Here is a 16,791-nt window from a genome sequence, read left to right on the forward strand (position 1 = left end):
TCATGAACGGCGTACGCGAACTGCTGGCGGCGGGCGCGATCCTCCCCGTCGGCACGGAGGACGCGGGCGAGGAAGCGGTACCGCTGACCGCCCGCAGGTACCGGCATCCCGCGCTGGACGACCGCGTGGTGGTGCGGCTGGTGGACGCAGGCCTCGGACGGGGCGAGGACTCGGCCGCGGAGTTCCTCGGACTGGAGACCGCGAAGGATCCCGTGACCGTCGGCCTCGGACGGCGCGGCTCGCTGGGCTTTCCCGAATGGGTGCTGGTACACCGCCCGGAGGACGGCCACCACGCCCTGGACATCGTCCCGGAGATGGAACGCATCGCCCAGCGCGCGACGGTCAAGCCGAAAGCGGCACTGGACGCCTTCCAGGAACTCGCCGGACGCCTGGCGTCCTCGGTTCCGCACCTGCTGCCGACCTTCTACGAGCGGGCGGCCCGCGCCTTCCTCGCCGCCGAGAACCTCGCGTACGCCGCGCAGATGTTCAACCACGCCCGCAAAGCGGAGGTCGAGCACGCTCTGCCGATCGACGAGGAGCGGCTCGACGCGGTCTTCCTGGAGTTCGCGCTCGCCGGAGCCCTCCAGGTGAAGGCGATCTGCGCCTACGGCAAGGAGCTGTCCCACCGGGTGCCCGCCGATGAGGCACTGCGCAGGTTCACCGCACTGTGCGTCCAACGCACGGCGGCCGGGCTGGAGCCGTCGCTGCAGACCGCGACCGAGCTGCGGCGGCTCGCCAAGGCCGCGGGCGCCGACGTCCAGGCGGCCGAGGGGGACTACCTCGCGGAGATGCTCGCCTGCCCGGTGACCGCCCGTGCCGCGGCGGGCTGGTGGAAGGCCCACCGCAAGGCCTTGGTCGCGCTGGCCAAGGAGCGGCCGGAGATACGCGGAACGCTGCTGAACATGGAACCGGCGGACAAGGAACTGCCTGGCCTGTGGATGGAGCTGCTGGAGGAGTCCGGCGCGGTCGCCGCGCTCATCGACCCGAAGAGCGTGCTGGAGGAAGCACGCCCGGAAGGCGGCAGCATCGACTGGCTGAACCGGCTCGTAGACTGCTTCTGGATGCACCAGGGCGCCCCGGTGCCCGGCCTGCTCTCGCTGGTCGAACGCATGGCGGATCAGTTGAAGGTCGAGCTCGGCGTCCGTGGCGGGAAACTCGCGCCACCACCCCACCTCGACCTGCTGGACCTGCTGCTCGAGCTGGGCGTGCCGGTGGAGGACCCGGATCCGGGGCACTCGCTGCACCTGAAGAGGTGGGCCGACGCCGAGGAGCGCCGGGATCTGTCGGCGCTGGCCGCCGACCCGCGTTTCCTCGAGTGCTTCCACTACAACGCCGACTGCCTGTGGTGGGACGAGACGTACGTCCTCCACCGGCTGGCCGTCTCTCCGGGAGGCGGCCGGCTGCTGGCGGGCTGGATGGATTCGACCGCCCGCGAGTCGATCGTGCCGGGACTGCCGGGCCTGCCCGACGCGCTGGAACAGCTGGGCCGGCTGTCCGGCGAGGTACTGGCGCTGGCGGAGGACGCGGTGCGGGAGACCGTCACCACCGACCTGGCCTCCGTCCTCGTGCGCACCCTTCGCGCGGGCCTTTTCGACGAACTGGGCTGGCCCGCATGGGAAGAGGCCCTCGAAGAGCTGGTGGGCGACGGGAGATTCGTCGACGTGCGGGTCGCCGACGCCTGGCCGTACCTGATCGTCTCCGGCGGGAGGCAGGTCAGGGTGATCGGCGCGGAGGGCGCCGTGCTCGTCCACGACGTGCAGACCCCTTCCCCGGACATGTACGCGGATCCGGGCTTCTCCTACGTGGACGGTGAACTGCTCGTCCACTGGCTTCCCGTCGCCTGGGAGAACGATCGCATCGGGTACTGGCACACCGCGCCCGACCGGTGCGGCCCGATCTCGGGGCACGCCGCCGAGTCCCAGACCATGTACTGGTACAGAAGGACGTCCCCGCTCGGCCTGCCGATGCCGGAGGGGGGCCTCACCACCGGCGCCGGTGTGCTGCGCCGCGGCGACACGGTGCTGCCGCCGTCCCGGTACGTCATCAGCGACGGGACGTCGTACTGGGTGAAGTCCGAGGGCGAAGACGAGCCCTGGTACGAGTACGACCCCGCGAACGGGACCGATGGTCAACGGGGCATGCCGCCTTTCCTCGCCGAAGCCACCCGAGGCCTGTCCGACGGGAGCACCCTTGCCGACGGCAGGATGCTGCCCCTGGCGTCGGCGGAGGCCACCCCCTTCGGCGCCCCGGTGGACGGGGTGCTCGGCTGGCGCGTCGTGAAACTGCCCGACGGCTCCTACCGAGGCGAGGATCTCGCCGGGAACACCGTCACCGTCCCTGAACGCCGCCTTCCGTTCCACACCCTCTTCCTGCCCGGCGCCGATGAGCCCCGCGTGCTGGTGAGGGACGAGTACCGGTTCGAGCTGCTCGACCCGGACGGCGTCGTCACGGCCAAGGTGGACGCGAACAAGGTTGCAGAGCCGTTCGCGGCAGGCACCGAGCTCCTTCCCCCGGTGCACTACTGGCACTGCATGCGCCCCCGCGATCCGCGCGGTTCGCAGGCGCTGCGCCGGATCGACCGGGAGACCGCCGCGTCCCTGCTGAAGACGGCCGTGGACGGGGAGGACATCGCCGAGGCCGTCCGCAGGCTGGTCCCGGACGTGACTCACGAGGCGCTGATCGCGGGGATCGCCGGGGTCGTGCGGTTCGCCGCCGGACAGCAGAGGACCCTGGACAAGGTGGCGCGGCGCCTGGAGGACGCTCTTCCCCAGGAGCGGAAGGAGGAGCGGCAAGCGGCTCCTCCCCCAGCGGCTCCTCCCCAGGAGAAGAAGGCCGTCGACCCCTCCGACAAGCGGATCAACATGGCGGTCGAAGGGCTCGGGTACGGCAAGGTCTACATCCGCGGTGACGAGCGGGCCGGAGCCCTCCAAGCGCTTCGTGGAACGGCTCGCTTCACGGCCGCCGGAGACCCGGAAGAGGACCCGCTGCCCGCCCTCCACCTGGACGGACCCGAGCTTCCCGAGACCACAGTGGCGATAGCCGACATGGTCGGCGGCATCAGGAACGTCGCCTACCGGGCGGTGTCGGCGCTCAACCCCGCGGAGGACCGGGAGGCGCTGGCGACGCTGCTGGAGGCGTTCGGCGAGCTCGGCCTGATCGGAGACGCGGAGCGGCACGGCCGATGGCGCCGGTTCGTGCTGCACCTGGACAGGGGCACGGTCGAACCCTACGGGAAGACGCGCACGAGCAACGGGAACGGGCTGCTGGCCATGAAGGACAGCGCGTTCCTGGTCGTCACGGACCACCACATCCCGTACTACGACAAGTTCACCGGCCTCTTCTACGACCCGTCGGGCCGGTTCGAACTCCCCGACGCCTACGAGGTGTTCTCGTCCGATTCGGCCTCGGAGCTGGAGGACGCCCTCCTGGCGCCGAGGCTGCTGGCCGAAGCCGCCGAACGCGGCCCCGCGCCGTGGTTCCCCGAGGCGGCCGAGGAGTTCGCCCGGCTCACCGGAGTCGTCCCGGCCATGGCGAAGCTGGTGGTCGCCGGCATGCCGAACGTCAAGGAATGGGAGCGTGACTTCCTGCCGCCTGAAGTGCGCGACATCCTCGGGTTGAAGGTCGCCGACGCCGCCGCGGCCAAGGAGGAGCTGCTCGCGCTGGGCGCCGGGGTCCGGCGGGCCCTCGTCGACGCCCTCGTGCCCGCGGAGCCGTCCCGGCTGTGGACCGACGGCCCCGACGTCGCCGCCGCCGCCGAAGTGTGGAACACCAGGGTGGGCCGGCGCGTCCCGGTGCCCGAGGGGCTCATGGCCGAGGCGGTCAAGGACGTGCGGATCGACTGGCATCACGGCCTGGCGATGGCCGCGCTGCTCGACCCCCCGTCCGCTCCCGAGCTGAACCGTGACCTGGAATGGGTCGTGCGGAGCAGCAGTGTCTCCCCCAAGGACGAGAAGGAGGCCGGTTTCACCACGCGGACGCTTTTCGGCGCCGTCGCGCTGACGGCCTGGCTCGCCCATCGGCTCCCCGCCGGGGACCTGCTGCGGGAGCGGCTTCCCGCGGCCCTCGCCGCGGTCCGGGACCGTCTCGCGCACCCCGGCCTGATGCTCCCCACCGGCAAGGACATCCACCTCGGCAGGCTTCGCAGGATGACGGGGCCTCCCACGGAGGTGCACGACGACCACGAACGGTACGGGGCGGTCGTCGTGCCTACGGGCTGGGACGAGGAGATCCGTCCCGCCATCGATCCGAAGCTGCTGGGCGAGACCGGGAACGACCCGTACGCGGCTTTGCTGCACGGCGTCTCGGCCGAGTTGCTCGCCGCCGAACTGGCGGTGCGTGCCGTCCGCGACGAGCGGTTCGCGGCGCTGCTGGCCGACCCGGGCGATCCGGCGGCGGGGGAGCGGGCCGCTGACGGCACGTGGTGGCCGCAGGATCCGACCCGTTCCGTGCCGGATCTCGTCGCCGGGGCGGCCGAGCGGTACGGGCTGAGTGCGGACGCCGCCGCCGTGTATCTGATGCTGCTGGCGATGCCCGACCCGACCGACCGCGACACCGTGCGGTGGACGGGCTGGAAGCCGGCGCGTCTCAAAGCGGCCCGAGCGGAACTGGCGGTGACGGATCTGGTGGTCGAGGCCAAGCGTTCCCGGGCGGGCCGTTCCTTGTTCCTGCCGTGCGGCTGGATGGAGCTTCCCTCCCCGCACGTTCCCCTGGAGGAATGGAAGCTTTCGTCCTTCCCCTTGGCGGGCACGGCGAAGGCGAAGGCGCCCCTCGGCGTCGTAGCCCCCACGGCGCCCGTCGCGGACCTGTACCGGGAGGCTTGGCGGCGCGCCACCGAAGGCGACGGGCCGCGCTTCGTGGACGTGGAGATCCCGCAAGGCCGACGCCGCTGACCCGTGTGCTCCCGGGGCGCCTTTCACCGGCGGCGCCCCGGGAGCCGTGTGGAGAGACAAGGAGAACGCACATGAGCGACGCTTCGGAACTGCTGGCGGCGGGCGCCGTGCTTCCGCTCGGCAGCGAAGGCGCCGGAGAGCAGGCGGTTCCGCTGGCCGCCCGGAGGTACCGGCATCCGGCGCTGGACGGCCGGGTGGTGGTGCGGCTGGCGCCCGTCGAGCTGGGGGAGGGGGAGGACCAGGCCGCCGGCTTCCTCGGCATGGAACGCCTCGGCGAGCCCAGGATGGTCGGTATCGGGCAGCGCGCCGCGCTGGGCTTCCCCGAATGGGTGCTCGCGCACCGTCCCCAGGACGGGCACCACGCACTGGCCGTCGTGCCCGAGCTGGAGCGCATCACCCAGCGCGCGAAGACCAGACCGAAGGCCGCGCTGGACGCCTTCCACGAGCTGGCCGGGCGACTGGCCTCCTCGGCCCCCCACCTGCTGCCGACCTACTACGAGCGGGCCGCCCGGGAGTTCCTCGAGATCGGGAACGCCGTCTACGCCGCGCAGCTGTTCAACAGCGCCCGGGACGCCGAAGCCGAGCACGGCCTGCCGATCGACGAGGAGCGGCTCGACGCCGTCTTCCTGGAGTTCATGCTCTCCGGAGCGCTGCCCGTGAAGGCCATCTCCGGATACGCCAAGGGGCTGGCCGCCCGCGTGCCCGCCGACGAGGCGCTGCGCCGCTTCACCCTCCTGTGCGTGCGGCGCACCGAGAGCGGGCTGACGCCGTCGGGGTCGACGGCCGCGGACCTGCGGCGTCTGGCCAAGGCGGCGGGCGAGAACGCCGAAGCCGTCGAACACGCCTACCTCACCGAACTGCTCGCTCTCCCCGCGACGAAACGGGCGGCCATGGGGTGGTGGAAGACGCACCGCCCGGCCCTGGCCTCCCTGGCCGAGCGACGGCCGGAGTTCCTCGGAGCGCTGCTGAACATGATGCCGGTGTCCGAGGAGGGCACGGCGGCCGTGTGGCTGGAGCTTCTGAAGGCGGCGGGGGCCTTCGCCGTGCTCAGCGATCCCGACGGCGCACCTGAGGAGGCGCGGCCGAAGGACGGAAGTACGTGCTGGCTGGAGCGTTTCCTGGGGCTCTGGGGACGGCAGGGATACCGGGACCGCCTGCCCGCGCTGTTCCCGCTGGTCGAGAGCATGGCGGGCCGACTGCGGGCCGAGCTCAGCGCGAGCGGCGCGGAATTCGACACCCTCCACCACCTGGATCTGCTGGACCTGATGCTCGCCCTGGGCATACCGGTGGCCGTCCCGCCCTGGTACGCCCGGCAGCGCCTGGACGACTGGGCACGGGGGGAGGACCGGCGCGACCTGCTGGCCGCGGCGGCGGACCCGCGATTCCGCGCGGACTTCCACCGGGCCGCCGACGAGCTGCGCGACGACGAGGCCGGACTGCACGCCCTGCGCGTCCTGCTCGCCACACCGGGCGGACGTCCGCTGATCGCCGACTGGGCGGCCGAGGTCGCCCGCCGGACGACCGCCGCAGGACTGCCGGACACACCCCGTGCGGTGAACCACCTCGGGCGGCTGCCCGTCGAGGTGCTGGCGCTGGCCGAGGACGCGGTGCGCGCGGCCGCCGCCGAGGGCCTGGCACCGTCCCTGCGGCGAACCCTGCGGGCCGGGCTCCTCGACGAGCTCGGCTGGCCCGCCTGGGAGAAGGCGCTCGAAGAGCTGGCGGACGTCGGGAAGCCCGCCGACGTCCTGGTCGCCGATGCCTGGCCGCACCTGATCGTCGCCGACCGGACCCGGGCCAGGGTGATCGGCGCGGAGGGCACCGTCCTCGTCCACGACCTGCGCATTCCCCACGGCGATCCCCGCAACGACCTGGGCTTCCAGTACGTGGACGGGGAACTGCTCGTCCACTGGCGGTCCAGGCGGAGCGGTGACGGGTTCCTCGGTTACTGGCATACCGAAGCCGACCGGCACCTGCCCCTGGAAGGCCGCATCTCCCCGGCGCAGACCCTGGCCCGGCGCAAGGAGGAGAACGGGGTCGGCCTGCCGCTGCCCGGCGGCGGCCGCGCCACCGGTGCCGGGACACTGCGCAGGGGGGACACCGTGCTGCCCGAAAGCCGGCCGGTCATCAGCGACGGGACGTCGTACTGGGTGTGGAAGGGCAGAGCCGAAGGCGGGCTGGGCTGGCACGAGTACGACGCGGCGAGCGGGGAGTCCGGCCGCGAGAGCATGCCGGGCTTCTTCGCCGATGCCGCCCGCGACGTGCCCGGCGGCTCCTTCTTCACCGGCTCGTTGCTGCCCGTCCCCGGCATCGGGGCCACTCCGGCCGGCACCCCCGTGAACGGGCTGCTCGGCCTGCGGGTCGTGCGGCTGCCCGAAGACGTCTACCGGGGTGAGGACCTTGCCGGGAACACCGTCACGGCGCCGATGTTCTTCGCGCCGTTCGGCGTCCTGTTCCTGCCCGGCGACGACCGGCCCCGGGCGGTGACGAACAGGAACCGCCGCGAGCTCGAGCTGTTCGACACGGACGGGGTCATCATGTCCGCCGTGAAGACGGACGGGGCCCCGGGAGCGTTCGCGGAAGGCACCGCGCTCCTGCCTCCGGCGCGGTACTGGCACTGCATGCGCCCCCGCGACCCTCGCGGTTCGGCGGCGCTGCGCGGGATCGACGAGGAGGCCGCCGCCTCCCTGATCCAGGCCGCGATGGGCGGCGGCGACCTGTCCGAGGCCGTCCGCGGGCTGCTGCCCGACGTCACCCACGAGGCACTGATAGCCGGAGTGGCCGGGGTCGTGCGGCACGCCGCCGCCCAGCAGCGGGCGCTGGGCGCGACAGCGGAACGCATGGAGGAGGCGGTCGCCCAGGAGGCCGTGCCGGAGGAGGGGGCCGCCGGTCCGGCTGAGCTGCTGGTCAAGCGGGCGCTCAATGGTCTGGGCCACCAGGTGTACGAAGCGCACTGGGACGGTGAACCCCGGCTCTTCGTGGATCTGCAGGCGCTCACGCGGGCCGCGTCCGGCGTCTTCGCGGTCCCGGCCCCCGAAGGGCGGCCCGCTCTCCCCAAGGACGGCGTCAAGCTGCACGGCAGCGACCTCTGGCAGGACTCCCTGCTCGAAAGCCGCCCCGCCATGGCTTATCGAGCGGTGTCGGAGATCACCGATCCCGAGCACCGGGAGGCACTGCGGGCGCTGCTGAGAGCACTCGACGAACTGGGGCTGACCCCGGAGGGGGCGTCCCGCTGGCGCCGGTTCCACCTGCACCTCGACATGAAGACCCTCCACCCGCCCGTCGAAGGATACGGCTGGGGAGACCAGTGGAGCCTGCTCCCTCTGGGAGACGGCGCCTTCCTGTTGATCCGGCTCCTCCGCTACTCGACCGGCCGCGACGCCGACATGTCCGTGCTGTTCCACGACCCGGCCGGCCGGTTCGATGTCCCCGCCCACTACACGGTGCGCTCGTCGGAACCGCTCGCCCCTCCCGCGAATTCCGTCGGCCCGGCCGGGTTCCTGGCCGAAGCCGCCGGGCGCGGTCCGGTGCCGTGGTCGACCGAGGCCGCCGCGGAGTTCGCCCGCCTCACCGGGGTCACCGAGGCCACGGCCCGGCTCGTGGTCGCGGGACTGCCCTGGGTCGACCGGGAGGACCGGAACTTCCTGCCGCCGGGGACGCGGGCCGCGCTCGGTCTGAAAGCCGCCGACGCCGCCGCCGCCCGGGACGAGCTGCGCGCGTCGACCCCCCGCTTCCGGCGGGCTCTGGTCGGTGCGCTGCTCCCCGCCGACCCGGCCCGGCTGTGGACCGAAGGCCCCGACGTCGCCGCGGCGGCCGAGCTGTGGAACACGGAGGTCGGCAGGCGGGTCGCGGTGCCCCAGGCGATCACGACCGAGGCGAACCGGATGTCCTGGGCCGGCTGGGAGAGCACTCACTGCCTGGCCGCCGTGCTCGACCCGGCCTCCGAACCCCGGCTGAGCCGGGACGTGAAGTGGACCGTGCGGAACGACCACGTGGCCCCCGAGGACGGGGACGCCGTCGGGCTCACCGGCGAGACGCTTCTCGGCGCCGTCGCGATGACGGCCTGGCTCGCCCACCGGCTCCCGGCGGGAGACGCACTGCGCGAACGGCTCCCCGCGGCTCTCGAAGCGGTACGCGCCAGGCTCGCCGACCCCGGCCTGACACTCGGATTCGGCGAGCGCGTGGATCTGGCCGGGTTCCGCGAGAAGGCGGGACCGCCCACCGAGGACGGCGCCGGATACCAGCGGTACGGCGCGCTCGTGATGCCCGCCGGTTCCAGGCGGGTCCACCCCGCCGTCCGGCCGTCGCTGCTGGACGAGCCCGGAAACGGCCTCTACCTGGAGATCCTGCGCGACGAGATCCCCGATCTCCGCGCGCTCGAGCCGATGGTGCTCCTCGTCCGGGACGAACGTTTCGCGGCGCTGCTCGCGGACCCGGGCGACCCGGCGGCGGGGGAGCGCTCCGCGGACGGCACGTGGTGGCCGCAGGATCCGGCCCGCTCCGTGCCGGACCTCGTCGCCGAGGCCGCCTCGCGCCACGGGCTGGGCGCGGACGCCGCGGCCGTGTACCTGATGCTGCTGGCGATGCCCGACCCCACCGACCAGAACACGGCACGGTGGACGGGCTGGAAGCCCGCCCGCCTCAAGGCGGCCCGCGCCGAGCTGGCGAAGACGTCCCTCGTCGTCGAAGCCGACCGCACCGGAGCCGGGCGCTCCCTGTTCCTCCCCGGCGGCTGGAGCAGGCTCCCCGCCCCTCTGCCGTCGCTGGAGGAATGGAAGCTCCCGCTCTTCCCCCTGGTGAGCCCCCGGGACGCGTCGTCGCCACTCGGCGCCGCCGTTCCTACCGAGCCCGCCGCGGACCTGTACCGCAGAGCCTGGCGGCGCGTCACCGAAGACGACGGGCCGCGCTTCGCGGAGCTCCGGATTCGGTGACTCAGCAGATGATTTCGGGATTCGCACTGATTTGTCGGTGGTCCCCACTAAGTTCTTGATCGCTGGATCGCGCTTCGTGGAATTCCGATTCCCCCGAGTCCGGCATTCCTGGACCTGTGAAACGGGTGAACGGCGTCCTCCGGGAGCCGTTCATCCGTCCCCACGCCTGTGAACGAGAAGAAAAGGAAGTCCTGATGACCTCCACCGTGACGGAAGCCCCCGCCCGCCAGGTGCTCCCCGCCGAGGAGCGGTACGCCGAGGAGCTGGCGTTCCTCGCCGCCTACGACTCCGGCCCCCGCCCGCCCGGCTGGGCGCTGACCCCGAAGGCGGCCGTCACCTTCATCTGCGGTTCCGGCGACGAGCCGCTGAGCCTCCCGGAGCCGGTGAAGGGCGTGCCCGGCGAGCTCACCGTGGCCCCCAAGTTCGTCGGGGAGCGCTCCCTCGTCGAGCGGTGCGTGGTGACCCTCGCCGGTGAGCGCGGCCTGCTGCTCGTCGGCGAGCCCGGCACCGCCAAGTCGATGCTCTCGGAGCTGCTCGCCGCCGCCGTCAGCGGCACCAGCGCGCTGACCGTCCAGGGCACCGCCGGGACCACCGAGGACGCCTTCCGCTACGGCTGGAACTACGCGCTCCTGCTGGCCCAGGGCCCCACCCCGCAGGCGCTCGTGCCCTCGCCCGTCCTCACCGCGATGCGCAGCGGCCGCGTCGCCCGCGTCGAGGAGATCACCCGCTGCCTCCCCGAGGTGCAGGACGCCCTGGTGTCGATCCTGTCCGACCGGCGGCTGAGCGTGCCGGAACTGGCGGGCACCGACGAGGCGACGCTCTCGGCCGTCCCCGGCTTCACCGTCATCGCGACCGCCAACCTCCGCGACCGCGGCGTCTCGGAGATGTCGGCGGCCCTCAAGCGGCGCTTCAACTTCGAGACCGTCGCGCCCATCGCCGACGCCGCCGCCGAGACCGAGCTGATCCGCCGCCAGGCCACCGCCGCCGTGGAGCGCGCCGGCGCCCCCTTCTCCGTCGACGACGCCGTCCTGGACACCCTCGTCACCGTCTTCCGCGACCTGCGCTCCGGCCGCTCCGCCGAGGGCTGGGACGTGGAGCGCCCCAGCACCGTCATGTCCACCGCCGAGGCCGTCCAGGTCGCCGCCTCCCTGGCCATCTCCACCGCCTACCTCTCCGCGGGCGAACCCCTCGACCTCGTCCCCGGCCACCTCCTCGGCGTCGTCCGCAAGGACGACGCGGCCGACCACGCCCGCCTCCTCGGCTACTGGGACGGGCCCGTCCGCCGCCGCGCCGAGGACGGCTCCGCCACCTGGCGCCGCCTCTGGGACCTGCGCGAGACCGTCCGCTGACACCGGGCCCCGAGCCGTCCCGGCCCGCCGGGCCGGACGGCGGGACGCGGGCCGGTCGTCTGTGGTGCAGCGGGTGCCGTTCTCACGGGACCCGGGGTCGTCCGAATGGGACAGGTAGAGGAAGTCTGGAGGAGTTGCGGTGATGAGTGCCGTGGAAGCCGTGGGACCGCGGGAGGCCGTGGGGCTGCTCGCCGAGTGCGGGAAACCGTTCCTGGTGGGAGTGCGCCACCACAGTCCGGCGGTGGCGGCCGTCGTGCCGGCGCTGCTGGAGGCGGCCGAGGCCGAGGTGGTGTGCGTCGAGCTGCCCGCCGACTTCCAGCAGTGGATCCCGCATCTGGGAGGCGCCGGGACGGTGGCTCCCATCGCGCTCGCGGGGACGCAGCGGGACGGAGGGCTGGGGTTCTACCCGTTCGCGGACTTCTCCCCGGAGCTCGCGGCCATCCGGTGGGCGCAGGCGCGCGGCGTGCCGGTGGTGTGCTGCGACCTGCCTCTGAGCGACTCCGGCTGGGCGGGGGAGCGGGGCTCCGGTCCGGGAGAGGCGGTCTTCGCGGGAGCGCTGGCGGCCTCGGGAACCGGACGCGAGGGGGATGACCTGTGGGACCGCGCCGTCGAGGTGCTGGCGCCCGGGTGCAGCCCCGAGGCCGTGCGGCGCGCGGCGCTCGGCGTCGGCTGGGCGCTGCGGCAGGACGCCGAACGCGGAACCGGAGTGGCCGCCGTCGACCTGGCGCGCGAGGCCTACATGCGGAGCGTCCTGGCACGGGCCGCGGCCGACGGAAGCCGCGTCGCGGCCGTCGTGGGCTCCTTCCACGCGCCCGCGCTGGTCGCCGGGGACACCGTGGAACTCCCCGAGGCGCTCGACGAGGTGTCGGTGACCTCGCTGGTGCCGTACGCGTTCGACCTGCTGGACTCGCGGTCGGGCTACCCGGCGGGAATCCGGGACCCGCGCTGGCAGCAGGAGGTGTTCCGCTCCGGAGGAGACCCCGCGGCGCTGCGGGAGGCCGCGGCGCGCACCATCACCGAGATCTGCCGGGCCATGCGGAGCGCCGGGCACACGGCGGGCACGGGCGAGGCCGCCGAGACGCTGCGGGTCGCCGGCGACCTGGCGCTGCTGCGCGGGCTGCCCGCGCCGGGCCGCGGCGAACTGGTCGAAGCGGTGACCAGCGTGCTCGGCCAGGGCGAGCCCCTCGGCCGGGGACGCGCCGTCGCCAAGGCGCTCGAGCAGGTCCTCGTCGGGACGACCCGGGGCCGGCTCGCGCCCGGCACGCCGCGCTCGGGCCTCGGCCCGTCCGTGGAGAAGGAGCTGGCGGAGCTGCGGCTGCCCTGCCCCGACGCCCCCGAGTCCAAGGAGCTGCGGCTCGACCCGCTGCGGTCCGCCCTGGACCGCCGCCGCGAGACCCTGCTCCAGCGGCTCGAGGTGTGCGGCGTCGGATACGGCGACCCGGTCGGCGTCGCGGTCGTCGGCGACGGCGCGGCCCTCAGCACCCGCTGGCGGGTGCGCTGGACCCCGTCCGTGCCGGCCAGGCTCGACCTCATCGGCGTCCGCGGCGTCACCGCCGCCCAGGCCGCGGCCGGCACCCTCAGCGAAAGGTTCCGGCACGAGGCGGCCGAGGGCGGGCCCACCTGCGCCCAGCTCCTCGCCGGCCTGGAGACGGCGGCCCGCTGCGACCTGCCGGACCTCGTCGCCGCCCGCCTCGCCGACGCCGCCGCGGTGCTGCCGTCGACCGGCACCCTCCCCGAACTGATCAGGGGCCTGGACCTGCTGGAGGCGCTGCGCCGCGAGCACCTCCCCGGAACCACCCCCGAGCTGCGCGAGGGGGCGGCCGACCTGTCGGTCGTCCTGCTGGAGGCGGCCGTCCGCGCCCTGCCCGGCCTCGCCGGAAGCGACGACGCCCAGGACGCCACCGCCCTGGTCGACCTCGCCACCCGCGCGGGCGAGCACCGCCTCGGCCTCCGCCTCGACGACGCCCTCGACGAGCTCGCCCGCACCGGCTCCCCGATGATGAGCGGCACGGCCCGCGCCGTCCGCGTCCTCCTGGACCTGGACGACGCCGCCTCCCTGGGCTCGCGCGTCGCGGGCTGGGTCGACGCCGCCACCACCCCCGAGATCCGCACCCGCCTGCACCGCCGCCTCTCCGGCCTCCTCACCGCCGCGGGCCCCCTCCTGGAGAACGCGCCGGCGGCCCTCGAACCCCTCGTCACCCGGGTCGAGACCCTTTCCGACCAGGCGTTCCTCGTCCGCCTGCCCGCGCTGCGCGGCGGCTTCAACATCCTCACGCCCGCCGCCCGCTCCCGCTTCCTGGAGACGATCACCGCCCGCCTGGGCGACCGCCCCGACCTCACCCTCGACGTCCCGGCCCCCCTCCTGGCCCTGTGGACCACCACCGACAACGAGGCCCATCAGGCCCTCCAGCTCCTCGACCTCCCCGCCTTCGACACCCCGCCGCCGCTGAAGACCGACTCGACCGGTCGACCCACCGCACCCGCGCGGTCCGCGGACGCGCCCCTGCCGGGGACCGCTCCGGCTCCGCCGTCAGGGATCTCGGAGGAGGTCGGCGAGCAGCGGCTCGGGGCGGCCGACCGGTGGCGGCTGCTGCTCGGGCGGGAGAGCGAGAAGCTCTCGGCGGGGGCAAGCCGCTACGGGCAGGCGCTCGACGAGCTGTACGGGGCGGGCCGGGGTGAAGGCGCCGCGGACTTCGGGCCCGGCGGCGCCTCCGCGAACGGCGGGGGACGGGAGGACTCCTTCCCCACGGCCCGCGAGTGGGCCGAGGAGCTCGAGGCGCTGTTCGGCGCCGAGGTGTGCGAGGAGGTCCTGGCGCAGGCCGCCGACTCCGGCCGCACCGACGTGCTCACCGAGCTGAACCCCGACCTCGTGCGGCCGTCCATCGGGCTGCTGACGACCGTGCTGTCCCTGGCGGGCGGCATGCCCGAGCACCAGCTCGCCAAGCTGCGCCCGCTGGTGAAGCGCCTCGTGGACGAGCTCGCCAAGGAGCTGGCGTCCCAGATGCGCCCCTCCCTCACCGGCCTCGCCACCCCCCGGCCCACCCGCCGGCCCGGCGGGAAGCTGGACCTGCCGCGCACCCTGCGCGCGAACCTCGCCCACACCCGCGAGCTCGACGACGGACGGCTCGTCGTGGTGCCCGAACGCCCGGTCTTCACCACGCGCGCCAGCCTGGAGTCCGACTGGCGGCTGATCCTCGTCGTCGACGTGTCCGGCTCGATGGAGGCGTCCGTCGTCTGGTCGGCCCTCACCGCGGCCGTCCTCGGCGGCGTCCCCACCCTCTCCACCCACTTCCTGACGTTCTCCACCGAGGTCATCGACCTGACGGAACGCGTCACCGACCCCCTCTCCCTCCTCCTGGAGGTGCGCGTGGGCGGCGGCACGCACATCGCCCGCGGCCTGGCCCACGCCCGCTCCCTGGTGAAGGTGCCCAGCCGCACCCTGGTCGTGGTCGTCAGCGACTTCGAGGAGGGCTACGGCGTCGGCGGCCTCCTCGCCGAGGTCCGCGCCCTCGTCTCCTCCGGCGTCCACCTCCTGGGCTGCGCCGCCCTCGACGACACCGGCGCCCCCCGCTACTCCAAGCCCATAGCCACCCAACTGGCGGCCGCCGGCATGCCGGTCGCGTCCCTCAGCCCCCAGGCCCTGGCCCGCTGGGTCGGCGCCCGCCTCCGCGGAGATTCCCGATGACCACTTCTACGAGCACCCTTCCGCCGGTCGTCCCCGACGTGACGGCCGCCGCCGTGGAGAGCCTCACCTCCCGGCTGCGCAAGAAGCTGGACGCCGCCGTCGAGCAGTACGCGGCGCTCCCCGTCACCGCGGGCGACGACGGCTCCCTGACGATCGTCTGCGGCGAGGACACCACCGTCACCCTCACCCCCGGACCGTCCGGCGCGGTCGGCACGGCGGAGCAGGCGGTGTGCAGCTGCCTTCTGACACCCCGCTGCCTCCACCGCGCCGCCGTCCTCACGGCCTGCCCCATCGCCGACCCCGTCTCCGAGCCCGCGGCCCCGGCCGGCGAGGCGCCCGGAGCCGACCCGGGCGCCTCGCCGGCCGACAAGGCCGCCCCGTCCGGCACACCGGGTGCCGGGACCGGAGCGGACGCGGCAGCCGCGGCTTCGGCCGGTGGGCCGGGCGAACCCGAAGCGCCGTCCGTGAAGAAGCTCACGGCCGCGCAGGTCCGCGCCGCGGAGAGCCTGTGGAAAGCCGCCGCCGACATCCTGGCGGTGGGCGCCCAGGCGACGGGCTCCGTCCTGCAGGCCGAGCTGCTCCGCGCCGCGCACACCGCGCGCCTCGCCGGCCTCTACCGGGCCGAGGCCGCCGCGCTGCGCGTCGTACGCGGGGTGCGGGGGGCCAGGGCCCGCTACGAGAGCCACCGCCTGGCCGACCTCTCCGCCGCGCTGCGCGACCTCCTGCTGACGGCGTCCCTCCTGGCGTCGGGCCGCCCCGACGGCCGGCTCGTCGGCACGGCCCGCCGCGACTACCGGCAGGGCAGCAGCCTGCGCGTGCAGGGCGTCTTCCGCGAACCGGTGATCAGCGCGACGGGCTACGGCGGCGTCGTCACCCACCTCGTCTCCGAGGCCGGAGACTGGTACTCCGTCGCCGACGTCAAGCCGGGCGGCCCCTCCCGCGCGCGGGGCGCCGCCACCGCGCCCGTCGCCCTGGGCGGCCTGCCCCTGGACCACTCCGGCCTCGCCCGCTCCGGCCTGACGGTCGTCGGCACGACCGTCTCCCCGGACGGGCGGCTGGGCGCGGGCAAGGGCGTCCGCGCCCTGACGGCCCCCGGCCTGGACTGGTCCGCCGCCCCCTTCCTGTTCGGCCGCCTCCTGGCGGAGACCGCCGCCGAACGCCTCGCCGTGGACCCGGGCGCCGACCCCGTCCAGGTCGAACTCCACCTCCGCCGCCCCCTCGGCTGCGACCTGGAGATCCTCGGCCCCTCGGGCGACCACGTCCTGGCCCGCGAGCTCCACCCCGCCACCGGCGAACCGCAGCCCACCCTGATCCGCCTGGTCCCGGCCCACCGCCACCCCGACCTGGCGCACACCGCCAACCTCCGCCAGCTGGCCGCCCGTCCCGGCGTCCGCGTCCGCGTGGTGGCCCGCGTCGACCCGTCCCGGGCGGCCACCCTCACCCCGCTGGCCATCGCCCCCCTTCCGGGAGACCCGCGCACCCTGCGCCTCCCCGCCGAGTGGAAGGGCCACGCCGACCTCGGCTACGACCACCTCCAGGGCATGCACTTCCCGCCGGACCTCCCCCCGGCGCTCCCCGTCGGCACGGCGCCCGACCCCCTGGTCGACTCGCCGCTCTGGCGGGTCCGCCGCCTGGTGGAGCTGGCCACCGCCGGAGGCCGCCGCGCCGTGGCCGAGTCGGCGCGGGGCGAAGCCGGCGTCCCGTCCCTCCTCGACCGCACCGGCTTCCACCACGCCGCCGCCCTGACCACCGCGCTCACCACCGAGGCCGCCCGCCACACCCGCGACTCCTTCGGCCGCCTCGCCGACACCGACCCCCGCCACTTCGCGACCGCCTGGCTGGCCTCGTCCATCCACCTCACGGCCGCCGAACACACCCTCATCCGCCACACCTGGCGGCCCCCGGAGGCCGCCTGAGCCAGGAGGTCCCGGCCCTCGGGC

5 protein-coding genes are annotated in these 16,791 nt (G+C 74.4%); all 5 read left to right on the forward strand.

Going from position 1 to position 16,791, the window contains the following annotated elements; translation table 11 throughout:
* Window positions 1-2 precede the first annotated feature (2 nt).
* The 5 genes from ABD140_RS01970 (at window position 3) to ABD140_RS01990 (ending at window position 16,767) form a co-directional block, all read left to right on the forward strand.
* A complete protein-coding gene (locus ABD140_RS01970; protein WP_344235999.1) occupies window positions 3-4,889 on the forward strand; it encodes a DNA-binding protein in 4,887 nt (1,628 codons plus the stop codon).
* Window positions 4,890-4,960: 71 nt separating this feature from the next.
* Window positions 4,961-9,817: a DNA-binding protein gene (locus tag ABD140_RS01975; protein ID WP_344236000.1), complete on the forward strand. Its 4,857-nt coding sequence runs from the start codon at window positions 4,961-4,963 to the stop codon at window positions 9,815-9,817.
* A gap of 194 nt (window positions 9,818-10,011) precedes the next feature.
* On the forward strand, window positions 10,012-11,166 hold the full coding sequence (locus ABD140_RS01980; protein WP_344236001.1) for an ATP-binding protein: 1,155 nt from the start codon (window positions 10,012-10,014) through the stop codon (window positions 11,164-11,166).
* A gap of 142 nt (window positions 11,167-11,308) precedes the next feature.
* The gene (locus ABD140_RS01985; RefSeq protein WP_344236002.1) at window positions 11,309-14,851 is read left to right on the forward strand and encodes a vWA domain-containing protein; all 3,543 of its coding nucleotides are present in this window, start codon (window positions 11,309-11,311) and stop codon (window positions 14,849-14,851) included.
* Window positions 14,848-16,767, forward strand: coding sequence for a hypothetical protein (locus ABD140_RS01990; RefSeq protein ID WP_344236003.1), 1,920 nt, complete (start codon window positions 14,848-14,850; stop codon window positions 16,765-16,767). The genes ABD140_RS01985 and ABD140_RS01990 overlap by 4 nt, the downstream gene beginning before the upstream one ends.
* The last annotated feature ends 24 nt before the right edge of the window (window positions 16,768-16,791 follow it).

This window comes from Actinocorallia libanotica (assembly GCF_039525175.1).
Taxonomy (GTDB): Bacteria; Actinomycetota; Actinomycetes; order Streptosporangiales; family Streptosporangiaceae; genus Actinocorallia; species Actinocorallia libanotica.